Source organism: Allobosea sp. ASV33 (assembly GCF_016428755.1).
Classification (GTDB): domain Bacteria; phylum Pseudomonadota; class Alphaproteobacteria; order Rhizobiales; family Beijerinckiaceae; genus Allobosea.
In genome coordinates this window covers 1-17,233 of the sequence record NZ_JAELTI010000107.1, presented here as the reverse complement: position 1 = coordinate 17,233, position 17,233 = coordinate 1, and the positions used below count along the sequence as shown (strand labels likewise).

19 protein-coding genes are annotated in these 17,233 nt (G+C 67.5%); 7 read left to right on the top strand and 12 right to left on the bottom strand.

Translation table 11 applies throughout. From position 1 onward, the window contains the following. On the top strand, positions 1-807 hold an 807-nt coding region (locus JHD80_RS23145; RefSeq protein WP_199092237.1), incomplete at its 5' end, for an SIS domain-containing protein. A gap of 84 nt (positions 808-891) precedes the next feature. After that, entirely contained in the window at positions 892-1,278 is a 387-nt protein-coding gene (locus tag JHD80_RS23140) for a RidA family protein (RefSeq protein WP_199092235.1), read from the top strand. A 25-nt stretch (positions 1,279-1,303) separates the two neighbouring features. Here JHD80_RS23140 and JHD80_RS23135 read toward each other — a convergent pair whose 3' ends face one another. The 10 genes from JHD80_RS23135 to JHD80_RS23090 all read right to left on the bottom strand — a co-directional run bounded on the left by JHD80_RS23135 (position 1,304) and on the right by JHD80_RS23090 (position 10,001). Further along, complete coding sequence (locus JHD80_RS23135) at positions 1,304-2,035, bottom strand: amino acid ABC transporter ATP-binding protein (RefSeq protein WP_199092233.1); 732 nt, start codon at positions 2,033-2,035, stop codon at positions 1,304-1,306. Then, positions 2,016-2,669, bottom strand: coding sequence for an amino acid ABC transporter permease (locus JHD80_RS23130; protein ID WP_199092231.1), 654 nt, complete (start codon positions 2,667-2,669; stop codon positions 2,016-2,018). The genes JHD80_RS23135 and JHD80_RS23130 overlap by 20 nt, the downstream gene beginning before the upstream one ends. Next, the gene (locus JHD80_RS23125) at positions 2,669-3,328 is read right to left on the bottom strand and encodes an amino acid ABC transporter permease (RefSeq protein WP_199092245.1); all 660 of its coding nucleotides are present in this window, start codon (positions 3,326-3,328) and stop codon (positions 2,669-2,671) included. Before JHD80_RS23125 ends, JHD80_RS23130 begins: the two co-directional genes overlap by 1 nt. A 139-nt stretch (positions 3,329-3,467) precedes the next feature. Then, positions 3,468-4,271: a transporter substrate-binding domain-containing protein gene (locus JHD80_RS23120; RefSeq protein WP_349237336.1), complete on the bottom strand. Its 804-nt coding sequence runs from the start codon at positions 4,269-4,271 to the stop codon at positions 3,468-3,470. 88 nt (positions 4,272-4,359) lie between these two features. Further along, the gene (locus JHD80_RS23115; protein WP_199092229.1) at positions 4,360-5,337 is read right to left on the bottom strand and encodes a 2-hydroxyacid dehydrogenase; all 978 of its coding nucleotides are present in this window, start codon (positions 5,335-5,337) and stop codon (positions 4,360-4,362) included. A 20-nt stretch (positions 5,338-5,357) separates the two neighbouring features. Then, positions 5,358-6,113 carry a GntR family transcriptional regulator gene (locus JHD80_RS23110; RefSeq protein ID WP_199092241.1) on the bottom strand — a complete coding sequence of 252 codons (756 nt, stop codon included), beginning with the start codon at positions 6,111-6,113 and terminating at the stop codon, positions 5,358-5,360. Between the two features lie 212 nt (positions 6,114-6,325). Beyond that, positions 6,326-7,015 carry an ankyrin repeat domain-containing protein gene (locus tag JHD80_RS23105; protein ID WP_199092227.1) on the bottom strand — a complete coding sequence of 230 codons (690 nt, stop codon included), beginning with the start codon at positions 7,013-7,015 and terminating at the stop codon, positions 6,326-6,328. A 73-nt stretch (positions 7,016-7,088) separates the two neighbouring features. Beyond that, entirely contained in the window at positions 7,089-7,580 is a 492-nt protein-coding gene (locus JHD80_RS23100; protein WP_199092225.1) for a GlcG/HbpS family heme-binding protein, read from the bottom strand. A gap of 280 nt (positions 7,581-7,860) precedes the next feature. Beyond that, positions 7,861-8,466 carry a response regulator transcription factor gene (locus JHD80_RS23095; protein WP_199092223.1) on the bottom strand — a complete coding sequence of 202 codons (606 nt, stop codon included), beginning with the start codon at positions 8,464-8,466 and terminating at the stop codon, positions 7,861-7,863. Continuing rightward, a complete protein-coding gene (locus tag JHD80_RS23090; protein ID WP_199092220.1) occupies positions 8,463-10,001 on the bottom strand; it encodes a sensor histidine kinase in 1,539 nt (512 codons plus the stop codon). The genes JHD80_RS23095 and JHD80_RS23090 overlap by 4 nt, the downstream gene beginning before the upstream one ends. 202 nt (positions 10,002-10,203) lie before the next feature. Here JHD80_RS23090 and JHD80_RS23085 point away from each other — a divergent pair, with 202 nt between their 5' ends. The 4 genes from JHD80_RS23085 to JHD80_RS23070 all read left to right on the top strand — a co-directional run bounded on the left by JHD80_RS23085 (position 10,204) and on the right by JHD80_RS23070 (position 14,408). Further along, the gene (locus JHD80_RS23085; RefSeq protein ID WP_199092239.1) at positions 10,204-11,226 is read left to right on the top strand and encodes an amino acid ABC transporter substrate-binding protein; all 1,023 of its coding nucleotides are present in this window, start codon (positions 10,204-10,206) and stop codon (positions 11,224-11,226) included. A gap of 87 nt (positions 11,227-11,313) precedes the next feature. Continuing rightward, the gene (locus JHD80_RS23080; RefSeq protein WP_199092218.1) at positions 11,314-12,486 is read left to right on the top strand and encodes an amino acid ABC transporter permease; all 1,173 of its coding nucleotides are present in this window, start codon (positions 11,314-11,316) and stop codon (positions 12,484-12,486) included. A 1-nt stretch (position 12,487) separates the two neighbouring features. Then, the gene (locus JHD80_RS23075; RefSeq protein ID WP_199092216.1) at positions 12,488-13,612 is read left to right on the top strand and encodes an amino acid ABC transporter permease; all 1,125 of its coding nucleotides are present in this window, start codon (positions 12,488-12,490) and stop codon (positions 13,610-13,612) included. 118 nt (positions 13,613-13,730) lie between these two features. Then, positions 13,731-14,408 carry a lysophospholipid acyltransferase family protein gene (locus JHD80_RS23070; RefSeq protein WP_199092214.1) on the top strand — a complete coding sequence of 226 codons (678 nt, stop codon included), beginning with the start codon at positions 13,731-13,733 and terminating at the stop codon, positions 14,406-14,408. 20 nt (positions 14,409-14,428) lie between these two features. On the opposite strand, the gene JHD80_RS23065 is transcribed toward JHD80_RS23070, so the two are convergent. Next, positions 14,429-15,109 carry an EipA family protein gene (locus tag JHD80_RS23065; RefSeq protein WP_199092212.1) on the bottom strand — a complete coding sequence of 227 codons (681 nt, stop codon included), beginning with the start codon at positions 15,107-15,109 and terminating at the stop codon, positions 14,429-14,431. Between the two features lie 186 nt (positions 15,110-15,295). Here JHD80_RS23065 and JHD80_RS23060 point away from each other — a divergent pair, with 186 nt between their 5' ends. After that, complete coding sequence (locus JHD80_RS23060; protein ID WP_199092210.1) at positions 15,296-16,624, top strand: sensor histidine kinase; 1,329 nt, start codon at positions 15,296-15,298, stop codon at positions 16,622-16,624. A gap of 192 nt (positions 16,625-16,816) precedes the next feature. Here the strand turns inward: JHD80_RS23060 and JHD80_RS23055 are convergent. Beyond that, positions 16,817-17,233, bottom strand: a 417-nt coding sequence (locus tag JHD80_RS23055) for a winged helix-turn-helix domain-containing protein (RefSeq protein ID WP_199092208.1), incomplete at its 5' end; no start/stop codon positions are given.

The following is a 17,233-nucleotide window of genomic DNA, read 5'->3' as shown; positions in this document are numbered from 1 at the left end:
GGCCCCAGCCTGGCTTCCGTCTATCGTGGAGAGATCGACCTCTCCGGGGCGGTCTTCATCGCCGCCTCGCAATCCGGCCGCAGCCCGGACGCGCTGCAATTGACCGAGACGGCCAAGCGCGGCGGCGCGCTAACGATCGGCCTGATCAACGACATGGAATCGCCGCTGGCCGCGCTGGTCGATATCGCCCTGCCGCTCGCCGCCGGTCCCGAGACCAGCGTCGCCGCGACCAAGAGCTTCCTCGCCACCGGCATCGCGCTCCTGCACCTCACCGCCGCCTGGAGCTGCGAGCCCAGCCTGTCGGATGCGCTCGTCCGGTCGCCCGAACTGCTCCGGCAGGCGGGCCTCTGCGACTGGTCTCCGTTCTTCCGGCATCTTGAGCAGGCGACCAGCCTCTATGTCATCGGCCGCGGACTGAGCCTCGGCATCGCCCAGGAAATGGCGCTGAAGTTCAAGGAAACCTGCCGCATCCATGCCGAGGCCTTCAGCGCGGCCGAAGTGCTGCACGGCCCGCTGGCGCTGGTTGGCCCCGGCTTCCCGGCACTGGTGCTCGATCCCGCCGACGAAGGCAGCGAGAGCACGCTCTCGGTCGCCCGCAGTTTCGCTGGATTGGGTGCGGATGTCGCCTATGCCGGCGCCGACGGGGCGCCGGGCATCGCCCTGCCGGTGCCGGCCGAGAGCCCACCCGTGCTGATGCCGCTCCTGCAGGCACGCGCCTTCTATGGCGGCATCGCCGCGCTGGCCAAGGCCCGCGGGCTCGACCCCGATCGCCCGCCCCACCTGCGCAAGGTCACGCAGACGCTGTGAGCCTCGGCTGTCGCCGGCTGCGGTTCCGTTGCAAGGCAGCTTGCTCTAGACCTGATGCGGCCTCACGCCTTGGATCGCCAGCCCATGAAACAGCCGCTCACGCCTGCCTCGCTCGCCCCGCCCTTCGGGCAGTACTCTCACGGCATGAAGGCCGACGCGCAGGGCGTCCTGCTGACGTCCGGCCAGCTCGGAATTGCGCGCGACGGCAGCGTCCCGGAGGACGCCGGCGAGCAGGCCCGCATCTGCTTCGAGAGCATCGCCGCGATCCTGCGCGAGGGCGGCCTGTCCATGGCGAATATCGTGCGCCTCAACGCCTTCGTCACCGACCGCAAGCATATGCCGGCCTATATGAAGGCGCGCGATGAGGCGCTGGCCGACTGCCCGGTCAAGCCGGCCTCGACGCTGGTGATCGTCTCCGGCTTCAGCCGCCCGGAATTCCTCGTCGAGGTCGAGGCGACGGCCGTTTACTGAACCGGCTGCGCCTTTCGGCGGACGCTCAGTGCGCGCCCGCCTTGACGAAATTGGCGAGTTCCGGCGTCTGCGGGTTGGCGAAGAGCTCCTTCGACGGCCCGCTCTCCCAGATCAGCCCCTGATGCATGAAGATGGTCCTGTCCGCGACGGTGCGCGCGAAATTCATCTCGTGCGTCACCAGCAGCATGGTCATGCCGCCCTTGGCGAGCTTCTCCATCACCAGCAGCACCTCGCCGGTCAGCTCCGGGTCGAGCGCCGAGGTCACCTCGTCGAACAGCATCACCTTGGGCTGCATCGCCAGCGAACGGGCGATCGCGACGCGCTGCTGCTGGCCGCCGGAAAGGTTGTCGGGATAGCTGTCGAACTTCTCGGAGAGACCGACCTGCGCCAGCACGTCCTTGGCCAGCGCCATGGCCTGCGCCTGCGGCACGTTCTTGGTGATGCGCGGCGAGAGCATGATGTTCTGCCCCACCGTGAGATGCGGGAACAGGTTGTAGCTCTGGAAGACGATGCCGACATCCTTGCGCAATTCGCGCAGCTTCGTCGGGTCCTGCGTCAGCATGTGGCCGGCGACCTCGATCTTCCCGGCATGGAAGGTCTCGAGCCCGTTGATGCAGCGCAGCAGGGTCGACTTGCCGGAGCCCGAGCGGCCGATGATCGCGACGACCTGCCCGGTATCGACGCTGAGCGAGACGCCTTTCAGCACCTCTAGCGAGCCGAAGCGCTTGTGGATGCCTTCAATGAGAACGGCTGGCATTCATCACCTTTTCGAGATGGCGGCTGAGCCGGGAGAGCGGGAAGCAGATCGCGAAATAGATCGCCCCGACGAGGGTGAAGATCTGGAAGGCCTGGTAGGTCGCGTTGTTGACCAGCATGCCGGCGCGCATCAGGTCGACGAAGCCGACGACCTGCACGATCGAGGTGTTCTTCACGAGCTGGACCAGGAAACCGACCGTCGGCGGCAGCGAGATGCGGATCGCCTGCGGCAGGATGACATGGCGGTAGGTTTGCGCCGTCGTATGCGCCAGCGAGGCCGAAGCCTCCCATTGCTGGCGCGGCACGGATTCGATCGAGCCGCGCCAGATCTCGGCGAGATAGGCCGAGACATAGATCGACAGCGACGCCGAGGCCGCGAGGAAGGGCGGCAGCTCGATGCCGAGCGCCGAGAGCCCGTAATAGCTCATGAACAGCACCATCAGCACCGGGATCGACTGGATCACCAGGATGTAGCCGGCGGCGAAGCGGCGCAGCCAGCGCAGCCGTGACAGGCGCATGATCGCGAAGGCGCCGCCGATGATGCTCCCGATGAAGAAGGCGATCGCCGTCAGCGCCAGCGTCCAGCCGGCGGAGCGCAGGATGAAGAGGGCCTCGGGCCAACCGAAGGTCTGCATCAGGCGGCCTCCCCATGCGCTTCGGTGAGGCGGGCAAGGCCCGACACCTGCGGGAAGAGCTTCCGGCCGAGCCAGTTCAGGAAGAGTTTGAAGGAGAGCGCCAGCACCAGATAGAGCACGGTGACGACGATATAGGTCTCGAACGAGCGGAACGTGTCCTGCTCGATGATTGCCGCCGTGCCCGACAATTCCTGCACCGAGACGAAGGAGCAGATGCTGGAGGCCAGCATCATCAGCACGAACTGGCTGGAGAGTGCCGGCCAGACGCGGGCGAAGGCCGGCTGCAGCACGACATGCTTCAGCACCTGCCACTTGGTCATGGCGAGCGCGAGCCCGGCCTCGATCTGCGATTTATGGATGGAGTCGACGCCGGCGCGGATGATCTCGGTCGCATAGGCCGCGAGATTGAGCGTCATCGCCAGCACCGAGGCTTCGAGCCCGTTGAGCCGGATGCCGAGCTGCGGCAACCCGAAGAAGATCATGAAGAGCTGCACCAGGAACGGCGTGTTGCGCATCAGCTCGACATAGGCGTCGACGATATAGCCGGCCCAGCTCCCTGCCAGGCTGCGCAGCGCGGTCATCGCCGTCGCCAGCACGAGGCCGAGCCCGATCGCTACGAAGGACAGCGCGATCGTGAGCCAGACCCCGTTGAGGATCATCGGCCATTTGGAAAAGACGTCTTGGAAGAGCAACGGCGCGCTCCTTCGTCCGGGAGGGTCGACGAGGGGTCGCCGGCGCGCTCGAACCGCGCGCCGGAACATCAGCGGATCCGATCGGAAGACCGATCAGGACGTTGGATCAGAAGGTCGGGAGCGGCGGCAGCGGGCTGCCGACCCACTTCTGGGCGATCGCGTCGAGCTCGCCGTTCTGCTTGACGTAGTAGATGAAGTTGTTGAGCCACTGGCGCAATTCATAGGCGTCCTTGCGCATGGTCATCGAGTTCGGCTGCACGCCGAAGACGAACTTGAGCTCGGTCTCGGTCTCGCCGCGCGCCTTCATCGCAGCATTGGCCTGCGCGTCGGGACCGGCGATGGCCTGGACCTGCCCGGAGAACAGCGCCTGCATCGTGGTCGCGTCATCCTCGAAGCGCAGGATGGTGAGGTTCAGTTCCTTCTCGCGGCTGGTGAACTCGCGCTCGACGCTGGAGCCGCGGTTGACACCCACCTTCATGCCCTTGAGGTCGGCCCAGGTCTTGATGGCGACGCCCTTCTTCGCATAGACGCCGGTCTGGAAGGCGCTGTAGGGGATCGAGAACATCACGGCCTTGGCGCGCTCGGGCGTCGGCGCCAGCGTGGCGACGAGGAAGTCGACCTTGTTGGCTTCCAGCGCCGGGATACGCGCCGGCGGCGTCAACTGTACCATCTCGACCTTCACGCCGAGATATTTGCCGATCAGCGCGATGACGTCGGCGTCATAGCCGATGGCGTTGCCCTGGGAATCGACCGAGCCGTAGGGCGGCGCGCCGATCAGCACGCCGATCTTCACCGAGCCGCGCTTGATGATGTCGGTGACGGACTGGGCCGAGGCCTGGCCGGCGACGAGCATGCCGGCGCCGAGCGCGAGAGCCATGCCGGCAATCTTGAGATGCTTGAGCAGTTTCACCTGGTGTCTCCTCTGCTGCGGCAGTGCCGCTTGTCATGGCCCGGCTTCTTGTGGCCGGTTCGGGAAGAACGTCGTTCCTGTCGTTGTGTCAGGCGCTCGCGCGCACGACATTGACGAGCGGCTCGCCGGCGAAGCGGCGCTTGATGTTGTCGGCAATGACCCCCTGCCGGCGGCTGATCGTGCCGCTCGTCCATCCGGACATATGCGGCGTCATTAAAACGTTTGAAAGCTCGTGGAAAGGCAGATTTGCGGGCAAGGGATTGCTGTCCCCAGCGCTGGGGTAGCGATACCAGGTGTCGATGACGGCCCCGCCGATCCGGCCGGTCTTCAGGGCGTCGAACAGCGCTTGCTCGTCGATGGTCGGGCCACGCCCGACATTGATAACGACGGCACCCGGCCGCATCGCCGCGAAGGCGTCTGCGCCGACGATACCCTTGGTCTCCGCGGTGAACGGCACGGAGACGACGACGACATCGACCGAGCCGCAGAATTCCGCGAGCTGGTCAAGCGTGAAGGCGCGATCGACCAGACCTGAGGCCGGCACGGCGCTGCGATTGGCGACATGGACCTTCATCTCGAAGGCCTTGGCCCGCGCCGCGATCGCCTTGCCGATATGCCCGAAGCCGAGCAGGCCGATGGTCTGGCCGGCGATCTCGCCATGGACGCGGTCGGGCGCTCCAGCCCAATAGGCCCAATCGCCCTGGCGCAGGCGCCGATCGGCATCGGCGAGCGGAACGTTGCGGGCCAGCAGCGCCGCCATCACATATTCCGCGATCGCCTGCTCATGGCCGAAGCAGTTGCAGACGGCGGTCGAAGCCGGCAGCGCCCCGAGATCGACCATGTCGTAGCCGGCGCCCGGCACATGGAACAGCTTGAGCCCGGCGGGCTGCGGCAGGGCGGCATCGAACTTCACGCCGACGATGACCTCGGCCTCGGCATAGGCCTTCTGATCGGCCTCTCCTTCGAGATGGTCGGGCAGGAGCCGGATTTCGGCCTTGTCGCCGACCAGCCCGGCGAAGCCGTGGCTGAAGGAGGCGGCGTTCTCGCCATGGAAGACAATGCGCATGGTTCCGGTAGTTCCTTCCGTCAGGTCTTCAGCAGCGGCTCGACCCTGCAATCCAGCAGGGACGGATCGATCACCGCTTCCAATTCGTCGAACATGGCGTCCACGAAGCCGATCAGCGCGTCCGAGGCGGCGACGGCCCCGGCCGCCCGGCGGGCCGCGATGGCGTTCAGCACCGCGATATGGTGGTCGATCGAAACCGCGAGGCCGACCCGCTGCGGCATCGCGCTGTGATAGATGAAGCCGATGCGCCGGAAGATCGTGTGCAGCGGGCGCAGCGTGTGCTGGAGGAAGGGCTCCGCCGCGGCCGAGAGCACGGTCTCGTCGATGCGGCGATCGAGCGTGTTGAACTCGGCCAGGCTCAGGCTGTCACGGCGTTCGCGCAGCAGGCGCTCGATATGAAGGAGCTGGTTGCGATGGGACGGTCCGGCCCGCTCGGCAGCGAGCCCGATGACGAAGCGCTCGAGATCGCGCCGCAACCGCAGCAGCAGGCGCTCGCGCGCCAGGTCGATCGGCGCGACTTGCAAACCATGCCGCGGACGGATGATGATCAGCGTATCCGCCGCCAGACGGTTGACGGCGTGATGGACCGGGGTGCGGCCATAGCCGGTCATGTCCTGGAGGTCCTGCAGCGAGAGGAAGCGCCCCGGCGGCAATTCGCAGGTGATCAGCAGCGCCTCGATGCGCTCATAGGCGAGCTCGAACAGGTTGACGCGATTGCGCCGCTTCGGCGCAGGCGTCTCCTCGGCCTGTCGGGGCTGGATCGCACTGCGCGCCATCCCTGCTTCCTCCATGAGGGCGCTCTTGATCGGCACCCCTTGGAAGCAAGCGTAGACATATTGTGAAATTTTACAAGAGAGCAGTTTCCCGACGTGAAGGGTTCTGCGAGAGAGGCGCCCCTGCCTAGAGCAGGTCCGGCAAAACTGCGTGGCGCTTTTGCGTAAAGTCTGAGCGCGGCGGCGATTTCGCCGCGCAGACGCGAGACATGGCCTCAACGGGAGGAGCCAGCCTTCAGCACCGCAACCATGGCGCCATAGCCCCGCGCGCGGGCGTGCTGCAGCGGCGTGACGGCTTGCCTGTCGGCGAGGTTGCGATTGGCACCGGCCGCGAGCAGCGCCCGCACGGTCTCGACATGGCGCTTGCCGCCGTCGCCAAGGATCACCGCCTCGATCAGCGCGGTCCAGCCGAGATTATTGACATGGTCGAGCGGCGCGCCGGCCACGATCAGTTCGCGGACGATGCCGTCACGACCGAGATGCGCGGCGGCGATCAGCGCCGTCCCGTCATAGCGGCTGGTGGTGAGCTTTGCCGACGCACCCGCGGCAAGCAGGGCTTTCAACGCCGGTACGTCGTCGCTGACGGCCACGATGGTGACGGCGTCATAGCGCTGGTTGTCGAACAGGCCGGGATCGGCACCCGCGCCGATCAGGGTGCGGATCGCGTCGACCTGGCCGCGAAAGGCGGCGACATGCAGCGGCGTGCGGCCGTTGCCGTCGCGAGCGTCTAGCTTTTCGCCGGCTCTCGCGAGGCGCCGGATCGCCGCGACATCGCCGGAGGCCGCCGCGGCATGCAGCCCGCGATAGGCGGCAAGCTCGGTCGCATCGGGCGGCGTCTGCGCCATGGCCCGGCCGGCCAGGCTGGCGGCAACCAGACCGACCATGATCAGCAGCATTCTCGCCATCGCAGCGCCCTCCATGGGAAAACAGGCGGCCGCTTTCGCAACCGCCTGCTTCGTTTCAGCTTTGGCTCCAGGCTCAGCGCAGCTTCGCCTTCACCTTCTCGATGCCGGCATTGGCGCATTCCTCGTCGAGCAGGCCGTTCGGAGCGCCGCCGACGCCGACCGCACCGATCACCTCGTCGCCGACCTTGACCGGCACGCCGCCGCCGAGCAGCAGGAAGCCCTCGATCGCGGCCACATTGCGCTGGGCCGGGTTCTTCTCGACGCCTTCGGCCATCGCCGCGGTGGCGTTGCGGGCCGAGGCCGAGGTGAAGGCCTTGTCGCGGCTGGCGGCGACGGTGTGCGGGCCAGCCCGGTCGGCGCGCAGCACCGCGCGGGTGACGCCGGCGCGGTCGACGACCGTCGCGGTGACGTTGAAGTTCTTGGCGGCACAAGCCTCGACGGTCGCCTGGGCGATTTCCTGGGCGATGGCGAGCGGCATGTTGCGCTCCTGCAGGACCTGGGCGCCGGCAGCGGCTGGAACGAGCGCGAGCACGAGGGCAGCGGCGGCGAAACGGATCTGGGTCATGATCTCTCCGGGACGTGAGCGGGGCGAGCCGTAAGCTCGATGGCCGCAAGCTAGCCGGTCCGGTCAGGCATTTTGATCGGTGCGGTGCCGGAGCCTTCTCCGTAATCCTACGGAGGAGCGCGCCTGTGATGCCTGTCGATTTTCGATTGAACCGCGACGTCATCCCGGACAAGCGACAAAGCCGCACCGATCCGGTATCGATCTCAGAGTGCCGGAGCTCTCCGATGGATCCGGGGTCAAGCCCGGCATGACATGGTGGTTCCGCGGAAAATCGGCCGCCCTACCCCTCCAGGGCGAAGCGCACCATCTCGGCGACGGAGCCCGCCCCGATCTTCTCGGCGATATGGGCGCGATGGGTCTCGACCGTGCGCGGCGAGACGTCGAGCACCCGCGCGATCTCCTTCGTCGACAACCCCTCGGCCACGAGATCGAGGATCTCACGCTCGCGCTGGGTCAGCCGGGCCAGCCGGGCATCGCGCCCGGCGCGGGCGACCTCGGCTTGCTTGCGTTGATCGAGCGCGGCAAAGGCCGCTTCCACCGCTTCCAGCAGCACCTGTTCGTCGATCGGCTTGGTCAGGAAGTCGACCGCGCCCGCCTTGAAGGCGCGCCGGCAGGCGGCAACGTCGCCATGGCCGGAGATCATCACCGTCGGCATACCGCCGGCCTCCTTGGCCATGCGCTCCAGCAATTGCAGGCCGGAGGTGCCGGGCATGCGGATATCGACGACGAGGCAGCCGTCCTGGCGCGGGTCCGGCCGGTCGAGGAAGGATTGCACGCCGGCAAAGGGCCGCGGCGCGAAACCCATCGTGCGCAGGAGCAGGACGAGCGCATCGCGCACATCGGCATCGTCGTCGATCAGGTAAACGATCCGTGGCGCCGGCTTCATTCGGCAGCCAGCCCGAGCTCGACCGCCAGCGCCGGAAAGCGCACCGTGAAGACGGCGCCCCGCTCAGGCCCGTTGCGCACGGCGATCCGCCCGCCGGCCGTCTCGACCAGGCGCTCGCAGAGCGGCAGGCCGAGCCCCATGCCGCTGCTCTTGGTGGTGAAAAACGGCTCGAACAGGCGGGCCATGTCGGCTTCCGCGATGCCCGGCCCGTCATCGGCGACCGAGATCTCCGCCTCGCCGTCGACGAGGCGCGTCGCCAGAACGATCTCGCGCCGCCCTGCCGGCATGGCCTCGACCGCCTCGGCCGCATTGCGGACGAGATTGTGCACGACCTGCTCGATCGAGACCCGGTCGAGCAACGCCCGCGGCCCGGGTTCGTTCAGGTCCAGCCGAAGCGCGACGCCGCGCTCCTGCAGATCGCGCTGGCTCAGCTCGACCACGTTGCTGACGATCCGGTTGAGATCCTGCGGCTGCCGTTGCGGCTCGCGCCGCGTCACATAGGCCCGCAAACGCTCCAGGATTTCGCCGGCCCGGCGCGCGTGCCGGACATTGGCTTCGAGCACGCCGATGAGATCGCCAGATGCCGCCGTGCCCGACTTGGCGAGCCGCAAGCCCGCCTGGCTCTGGCTCAGGATCGCGGTCAGCGGCTGGGTGATCTCATGGGCGATGCCGGAGGCCATCTCGCCGACGGTGTTGACCCGCATGGCATGGGCCAGTCGCGCATCGTGCTCATGCAGGCGCACCGCCTCGCGCGCCCTCCGGCTGGCGCGCCGCTCGCGCAGCACCGTCAGCAGCAGGAAGAGGCTCAAGCCCGCGGCGACCGGCCAGCCGAACAACAGGCCAGGCGGCAGCAACTCGGCGAAGGCCGGACGCCGCGCCAATTCCAGCAGCAGCGGCTGCGACCGGCTGCCCAATGCTTTCGCGAAGGTGAGGTCCGGGATCGGCGCGCGCTGCGCCAGCGGCCAGTCGTGCTGGACGATCGCGGTTCCGGCCGCATCGCTCAGCTTCAGCCCGGCATCGCCGGGCAAGCCGCCTTCAGGCTCGGTCAGGAGCCGGGCATCGATGACGAGGACCAGCGCCCGCGGCCCATGGCCGCTATCCGGCACGCGCTTGACCAGGGCGTAGAACGGGCTGCCTGAGCGGCTTGCCAGCGTGACGGCCTGGCCGGGCGCCAGCGCCCCCACGCGCGCAGACAGAGCGGCGGGGTCGAAATCGGCCAGATTGGGCGAAACGCCTCCGCCAGAGACGTTCTCGATCAATTCGACGGCGGCGATGCGCGGATAGAAGCGCTGCATCGCCTCGATCACGGCCCGGAAGCTCGCGGATTCCGCATTCGAGCTGGCGAGGACCGCCGCCAGGCTTGTGAGATGCGCATCGTGCTGCTCGACGCGCTGCGAGACGATGCGGTGCAGCGTCGTTCCCTCGCGTTGGAGCGCATCGCCCGCCCGCGTGAACTCGATGAAGGCGCCAAGTCCGAGCCCCGCGAGCGCGAGCGGAATCCACAGAAGCAGGAACGGGAGGAGGCGCGGTGTCAAGGATTCCATCCGGTTGCCGGCCCAGCCTAACGCGCCCGGCCGGCGCCGTCACCGTCGGCCGGCGACGAGCTGCTGTGACGCCAGGGTAGAAATCCCTGGCGTCCGCCGCGTGGAACGCGCTTGCGGTCGCCATCGCGCCCCAATAGGCTCCCTTCGACGCGCCGACGACAGGCGCGCGCAAGGGGAAACGCCTATGTCAAAGATGATCACCAGAATGGTCGCGTTCGGCCTCGCCGCCGCGGCCTTGTCGGTCTATGCCGCGCCGGCCTCGGCGCAAGCGACGCTCGAGGCCGTCAGGAAGCGCGGGAAGGTGCTTTGCGGTGTCTCCCCGACGGCTCCGGGCTTCTCCTATGCCGACGACAAGGGCGTCCGTCAGGGCTTTGACAGCGATATCTGCCGCGCCGTCTCCTCGGCCGTGTTCGGCACGCCGGACAAGGTCGATTTCGTTCCGCTCAACACCAATGTCCGCTTCCAGGGCCTGCAGTCCGGCGAAGTCGACCTGCTCTCGCGCCAGACCACGATGACCTTCTCGCGCGACACCTCGCTCGGCCTCGATTTCGCGCCCGTCGTCTTCTATGACGGCCAGGGCCTGATGGTCTCGGCCAAGCTCGGCGTGAAGAGCGCGGCCGAGCTGTCCCAGTCCGCCGTCTGCATCCTGCCGGGCACGACGACGCTGCAGAACCTCGAGGACTACTTCAAGCCCCGCAACATCAAATACGAGGCGGTCGTCTTCGAGAATCCCGACGAATGGCGCAACGCCTTCTTCTCCGGCCGCTGCGACGTCATCACCACCGACCGCTCGGACCTCGCCTCGGTACGCGCCATCGCCAACGACCCCAAGCAATACGTGATCCTGCCCGAGACGATCTCCAAGGAGCCGCTCGCCCCCGTCGTCCGCCAGAACGACAGCAACTGGCGCGACATCGTCTCCTGGACGGTCAACGCCCTGATCGCGGCCGAGGAATACGGCATCACGAAGGGCAATATCGACGAGCAGCTCAAGAGCAAGGATCCCGAGATCCAGCGCCTGCTCGGGGTCAACGGCGACCTCGGCAAGATGCTGAGCCTCGACAACAAATGGGCCTATAATGCCATCAAGCAGCTCGGCAATTACGGCGAGCTCTTCGAGCGTCATCTCGGCGAGAAGACCCCGCTCGGCCTCAGCCGCGGCCCCAACCAGCTCTGGAACAAGGGTGGCCTGATCTACTCCCCGCCCTTCCGGTGATCCCGGCCTGACGTGCGTTCCCTCGATTGACCTGAGACCATCGGCCGCCTCTGCGCGGCCGGTGCGTCCCCAGCCCGGAACAGCCCGATGGCCACCTCCGATTCCAGCCCGGTGCGGCTGCTTTATGACGTGCGCGTCCGCGCCGTGCTCTACCAGGTCGTCGCGGTCGCGCTCGTCGTCGGCATCGGCTTCTATCTCTTCAGCACCGTCTCGCGGAAGCTGGCGGACCAGAACATCGCAACGGGCTTCGCCTATCTCTCCCGGCCCGCCGGCTTCGTCATCAGCCAGTCCTTCATCTCCTACGATTCCGGCGACACCTATGGCCGCGCCATCCTCGTCGGCCTGCTCAACACGGTCTGGGTCTCAGCCTTCGCCGTCATCATCTCGACGGTTCTCGGCCTGATCGTCGGCATCGCCCGGCTGTCGCGCAATCCGATCCTCTCGACTCTCGCGCTCCTCTATGTCGAGGCGCTGCGCAACGTCCCGCTGCTGCTCTATCTCTTCCTCTGGTATGCGCTCATCGTCGCGGTCTTCCCGCCGGTGCGCGAGGCCTGGCAGATCCTGCCGGAGGTCTTTCTCAGCAACGGCGGCCTGATCGTGCCGTCGCTGCGCTGGTCATCCGCCCATACCGGCGTGCTCGCCGCCGTCGCGCTCGGCATCGTGCTGGCCTGCCTCGTCGCCTCGGCCTTCCGCCGCAAGCGTGTCGCCACCGGCCGGAGCCGCATGGCCTGGCCCTATGTCCTGGCCGCGCTCGTCGTGCCCGCCCTCCTGGCCCTCCTGGTCTTCCAGCCGGACCTGGTGGTGAACTGGCCGGAGAAAGGCCGCTTCCGCATCACCGGCGGCGTGCAGGTCACGCCGGAATTCACCGCGCTGCTGGTCGGGCTGGCCTTGTCCGCTTCGGCCGGCATCGCCGAGATCGTGCGCGCCGGCATCCTCTCGGTCGGGCGCGGGCAATGGGAGGCGGCGCGTTCGGTCGGCCTGCATGACCGCCAGACCATGCGGCTCGTCGTGCTGCCGCAGGCGCTGCGCGTGATCATCCCGCCGCTGACCAGCTCCTATCTCTCGACCTTCAAGAACTCCTCGCTCGCCATCGCCATCGGCTATCCCGACCTCGTCATGGTCTCGAACACGACGATGAACCAGACCGGGCAGGCGATCGAGGGCATCGCGATCTTCATGCTGGTCTATCTGGGCATGTCGATCGCGATCTCCATGCTGATGAACTGGTACAACGCCCGCGTCGCCCTGGTGGAGCGTTGAGATGACCGACACCGCCCAGCTCAACACCCTGGCATCCGTCCCCGACGAGCGCCCGACACGGCCCGCGAGCAGTTGGTATGCCCTGTTCAAGCCCTATATCGGCTCGCCCTTCAACGCCGTCGTCACCTTCGCCTGCCTCTGGCTGATCTATCGGCTGGTCACCGGCGCCTGGGGCTGGCTCGTCACCCGCGCGATCGTCGAAGGCGGGCCGCAGACCTGCAAGGCGGCAGCCGGAGCCGGCGCCTGCTGGCCCTTCCTGGCGGCGAAGCTGCGCTTCATGATCTTCGGCTTCTACCCCTATGACGAGCACTGGCGGCCGGCGATCGCGGTGCTGCTCTTCCTCGGCGCGATGATCTATTCGATGATCCCGCGCTTCTGGTCGCGCCGGCTACTGTGGCTCTGGCTCGCAGTCGTCGTCATCTGCGGCGTGCTGATGTATGGCGGGGTCTTCGGCCTCAGCGTGGTCAACACCACGAACTGGGGCGGCCTGCCGCTCTCCTTCATGCTCTCCTCGGTCGGGCTCGCCTTCGGCTTCATCCTCGGCGTGCTCCTGGCCCTGGCGCGCTCGTCGAAACTCCCGGCGATCCAGGTCATCGCCGTCGTCTTCATCGAGATGATCCGCGGCGTGCCGCTGGTCTCGATCCTGTTCATGGCCTCGGTGATGCTGCCGCTGTTCATGCCGGATGGCGTGACCATCGACAAATTGCTGCGGGCACAGGTGGCGATCATCATCTTCGCCGGCGCCTATATCGCCGAGACCGTGCGCGGCGGCCTGCAGGCGGTGCCGAAGGGCCAGCACGAGGCCGCGGCCTCGCTCGGCCTCGGCTACTGGCTGTCGATGCGCAAGATCGTGCTGCCGCAGGCGCTGAAGATCGTCATTCCGCCGCTGGTCAACATCTTCATCGGCTTCTTCCAGGACACGACGCTGGTCACCATCATCGGCCTACTCGATTTCCTCGACACGGTCCGCTCGGCGATGCGCGATCCCGTCTGGCAGGGCATCGCGGTGCTGGAAGGCTATATCTTCGCGGCGCTGGTCTACGCCGTGTTCAGCTACGGCATGGGCTCCTATAGCCGCTTCATCGAACGGCGCCTGAAGACCGACCACAGCCACGGCCGGCATTGAAAAAGCGCCTCCGGGCCTCGCCCGGAGCGCATTCGCGGCGCCTTTCGGGCTCCGCGCAATGTTCCAGCAAGCCCCCGCGCCGACCACTCCCGGTGATTCCAACCGTGGAGACCGGACGATGCTCTTCAGCCCCGATCGGTCGGCAGCCCTCGCCGGCCGCGTCCTGCATGCCTATCTCGGCCTGGTCAGGCGCACGACGCGCTTCAAGCCGGTCATCCCCGGCGCCCGCCCCTGGGAGCGCAACCGCGAGCCCTTCATCGCCCTGACCTGGCACGGCCAGCAGATGCTGAGCCTCGCCGCGCTCGAAGGCGCCTCGCGCGTCGCGGTCCTGACCTCGCTGCATTTCGACGGGGCGGTCGTGACCTCCGTGGTCGAGCGCGCCGGCTATCGCAGCATCCGGGGCTCCGGTGCGCAGAGCCCGGCCAAGATCGTGGCGAAACGCTCCGTACCCGCCTTCTTCGAGATGCGCGATGCGCTGCGCCGGGGCACGAGCCTCGTGCTCACCGCAGACGTGCCACGGATCGCGCGCGTCGCCGGCAAGGGTGCCGTCCAACTCGCCCGCGTGACCGGCCGGCCGATCTATCTGTTCGCGGCCGTCACCAGCGCCCGTGTCGACCTGGAGAACTGGGACCATGCCAGCATCGCCCTGCCCTTCGGGCGCGGCTGCATCCTCTGGTCGGAGCCGCTCTATGTCCGCAAGGCCGCCGATGAGCGCGAGGTCGGGCTGATCGCCATGGATATCTCCGAGCGTCTCGACGAGCTCCACGCGACCGCGCAACGCAATATCGGCCGCTGAAGCTGACCGCGCGTCCTGCTTCAGCGCCGGCCGGGCGGTGCACAGCCGCCGGGCGTCCCGCAGATATCCGCCGGCGGGCGCAACGTCTCCGGCTCGCCACCGGGCTCGATCCGAATCCGGCTAAGGTCTCCCGAAAGCCGGAGGCCCAGGCCCGAGGATATCAGCACGATCCGCGCCCGGCTGGAGGCGAGGATCGTCGCATTCGCGCCGGCCAGGAAATGGGCGCTGCCGCCGAGGCTGGCATAGGTGCCGAACACATCCTCTTGCCGGTCGAGCCCGTAGACCAGCATGATCACCCGCCCGTAATCGGCGCCAAGCCCGATGCCGACCGAGAGCGCCGTCCAGATCACCGGCATCGGGATCCCGTCCGAGAAGCGCAATTCGCCGCTGCCGTGCCGCCCGCCGACCACGAAGGAGCCGCTGAGCTCGCCGCCGACGATATAGGCGTTCGGCTCGCCGAACAGCGCAAGCGAGCGCTCGATCGGCACGCTGACCGTCTTGGAAGCCGTGTCGAACACGCCTTCGACCAGCCGGGCGATGTCCTGCCGCGACGCAGTCGGCAATTGGCCGGGCCGAATATCCTCCCGTCCGGCCACGCTTTGCGCGGCTGCCGGGATCTGTGCCTGCCCGATGGCGAGCAGCGCCGCCAGCACCATGCGGCACAGCCGGAACCCTCCCGCCACGGCGCGCAGCGCTTGCATCAGGCCCGGCGATCCATGAGGGAGTTGAACGGCAACGGTGATACGGTCCATGCAGGGCCCGGCAGGGCGACGCCCCCGGCCCGAGAAGCCATACCCGCACAGAGGCTCCGTGACGACCCGCAACGTTGAAACCGTTTCGATATCCCCTGCGTCGAAACGCGCGCGGCCGCTGACCGGTGGCCCGCGATGAGGTCGCTCTCGCGTGCCCTCACCATCCGGCTGACGCTGCTCGGCATCGTGCTGTTCGTCGCCTTCATCGCGTCCGTGCTCGCCTTCACCTTCATCACCGAGGACCCGGGCGTCCTGCGCAACGATGTCACCTCCCAGATCATTCGGCAAAGCGTGCGCCCGTCCGGCAGCGCGGCGCTGCAGGTCGAGAAGTCGCCGGGCCTGATCAGGATCGAGCAGGCCAGCCCGCTGCTCTGGTATCTGGTCTCCGATGGACGTTCCGTCGTCGAGTATGCGCCAGAATTGCGGCCGGGCCTGCCGATCGACATCCGGCTGGACGGCCCGACCATCGCGGCCCAGATGCGGGTCGGCGGCGACAATGCACTCTCGGTCGACGTTGCCGAGCAGGATGGCAGCCGCATCCTCGTCGCCACCGGCGGCGGTCGTCCCGGCTGGGACGTGATCCTCGGCTATTTCCTGCGCGCCATCGCAGGTTCCGCTGCGGCGATCTCGGTCGTGTTCGGGATCATGATCGCCGCGGCAATCGCCATGTCCGTGTCCTATATCACCAGCCGGCTACGCAGTGCAGCCGAGGCCGCCGCCCGTATCGATCCGCGCGCGCCGCGCGGCCTGCTGCCGACGGAGGAGACACCCGTCGAATTGATGCCGCTGACGACGGCGCTGAATTCGGCGCTGGACCAGATCGCGGGCAATATGGAGGTGCAGCGGCGCTTCATGAACAATGTCGCGCACGAATTGCGCACGCCGCTCGCCGTGATGCGGACCAAGGTGGATTCGCTGTCCGACGAGGGCGAGCGCCTGGCGCTGACGACCGATGTCAGCCGCCTCACCACTATCGTCTCCTCGATGCTGCAGCTCGCCCGCCTGCACAACACCGAGCTGCCTTTCGAGCCGCTGCGCCTGAATGCCCTGGCGCGCGACGTGCTGGCCGATCTCGCGCCGCTGGTGCTCAGCAACGGCATCGGCATCGCGCTGGAGGAAGAGGGCGCGCGCGACGTCCTGATCGTCGCCAACGAGGCCACCACCCGCGCGGCCATCGCCAATCTCATCGACAATGCATTGCGCCACGCGCAGGCGCGCTCCTCCATCCTGGTCAAGGTCATCGACGGAACCGTGCTGGAGGTCAGCGACGACGGCATCGGCATCGCCGCCGCCAAGCGCGCGCAGGTCACCGAGCCGTTCAACCGGATGTCGCCGCATTCGACCGGCGCCGGGCTCGGCCTGACGATCGTACGCGACATCATGGCAGCCCATGGCGGCACGCTCGATCTCACCGACACCGAAGGCGGCGGCACCACGATCCGCCTGAGCTTCCGTGTGGTGTAGCTGGATTGAGCAACGTGACGACAGCGACTTCCCACCACCCTTGTCATTCCGGGGCTTCGCGCAGCGAAGAACCCGGAACCCACGACTGGGTGGGCGCTTTCGAAATGGCGACAGATGGGCTCACCCGGTCGTGGGTTCCGGGTTCGATCCTGCGGATCGCCCCGGAATGACAATCGTGACGCCGACTATTCGCTAAAGCGCTGGCTCGGCCTTCTTCAAGATATAGCCGATCCCGCGCAGCGAGGTGATCTCGACATCCGCGCCGGCATCGCGGAGCTTGCGCCGGAGCCGGGAGATCTGCGCTTCCAGCGTGTTCGACTCGATCAGGTCGTCGAAGCCGTAGACCGCCTCGATCAGCACGTCGCGGGTGACGACGCGGCCGGTCCGTTGCACCAGCGCCTCGAGGATCAGCGCCTCGCGCCGGCGCAGGTCGAGCGCTTCCGTCCCGACCGAAGCATTGCGGCCTTCGAGATCGAGCGAGAGGTTTCCGGCGCTGAGGACAAGAGAGCGCTTGGGATTGCGCCGACGTGCGAGAACGCGGACCCGCGCGATCAATTCGCCCGGCTCGAACGGCTTGACGAGATAATCGTCGGCACCGCCGTTCAGCCC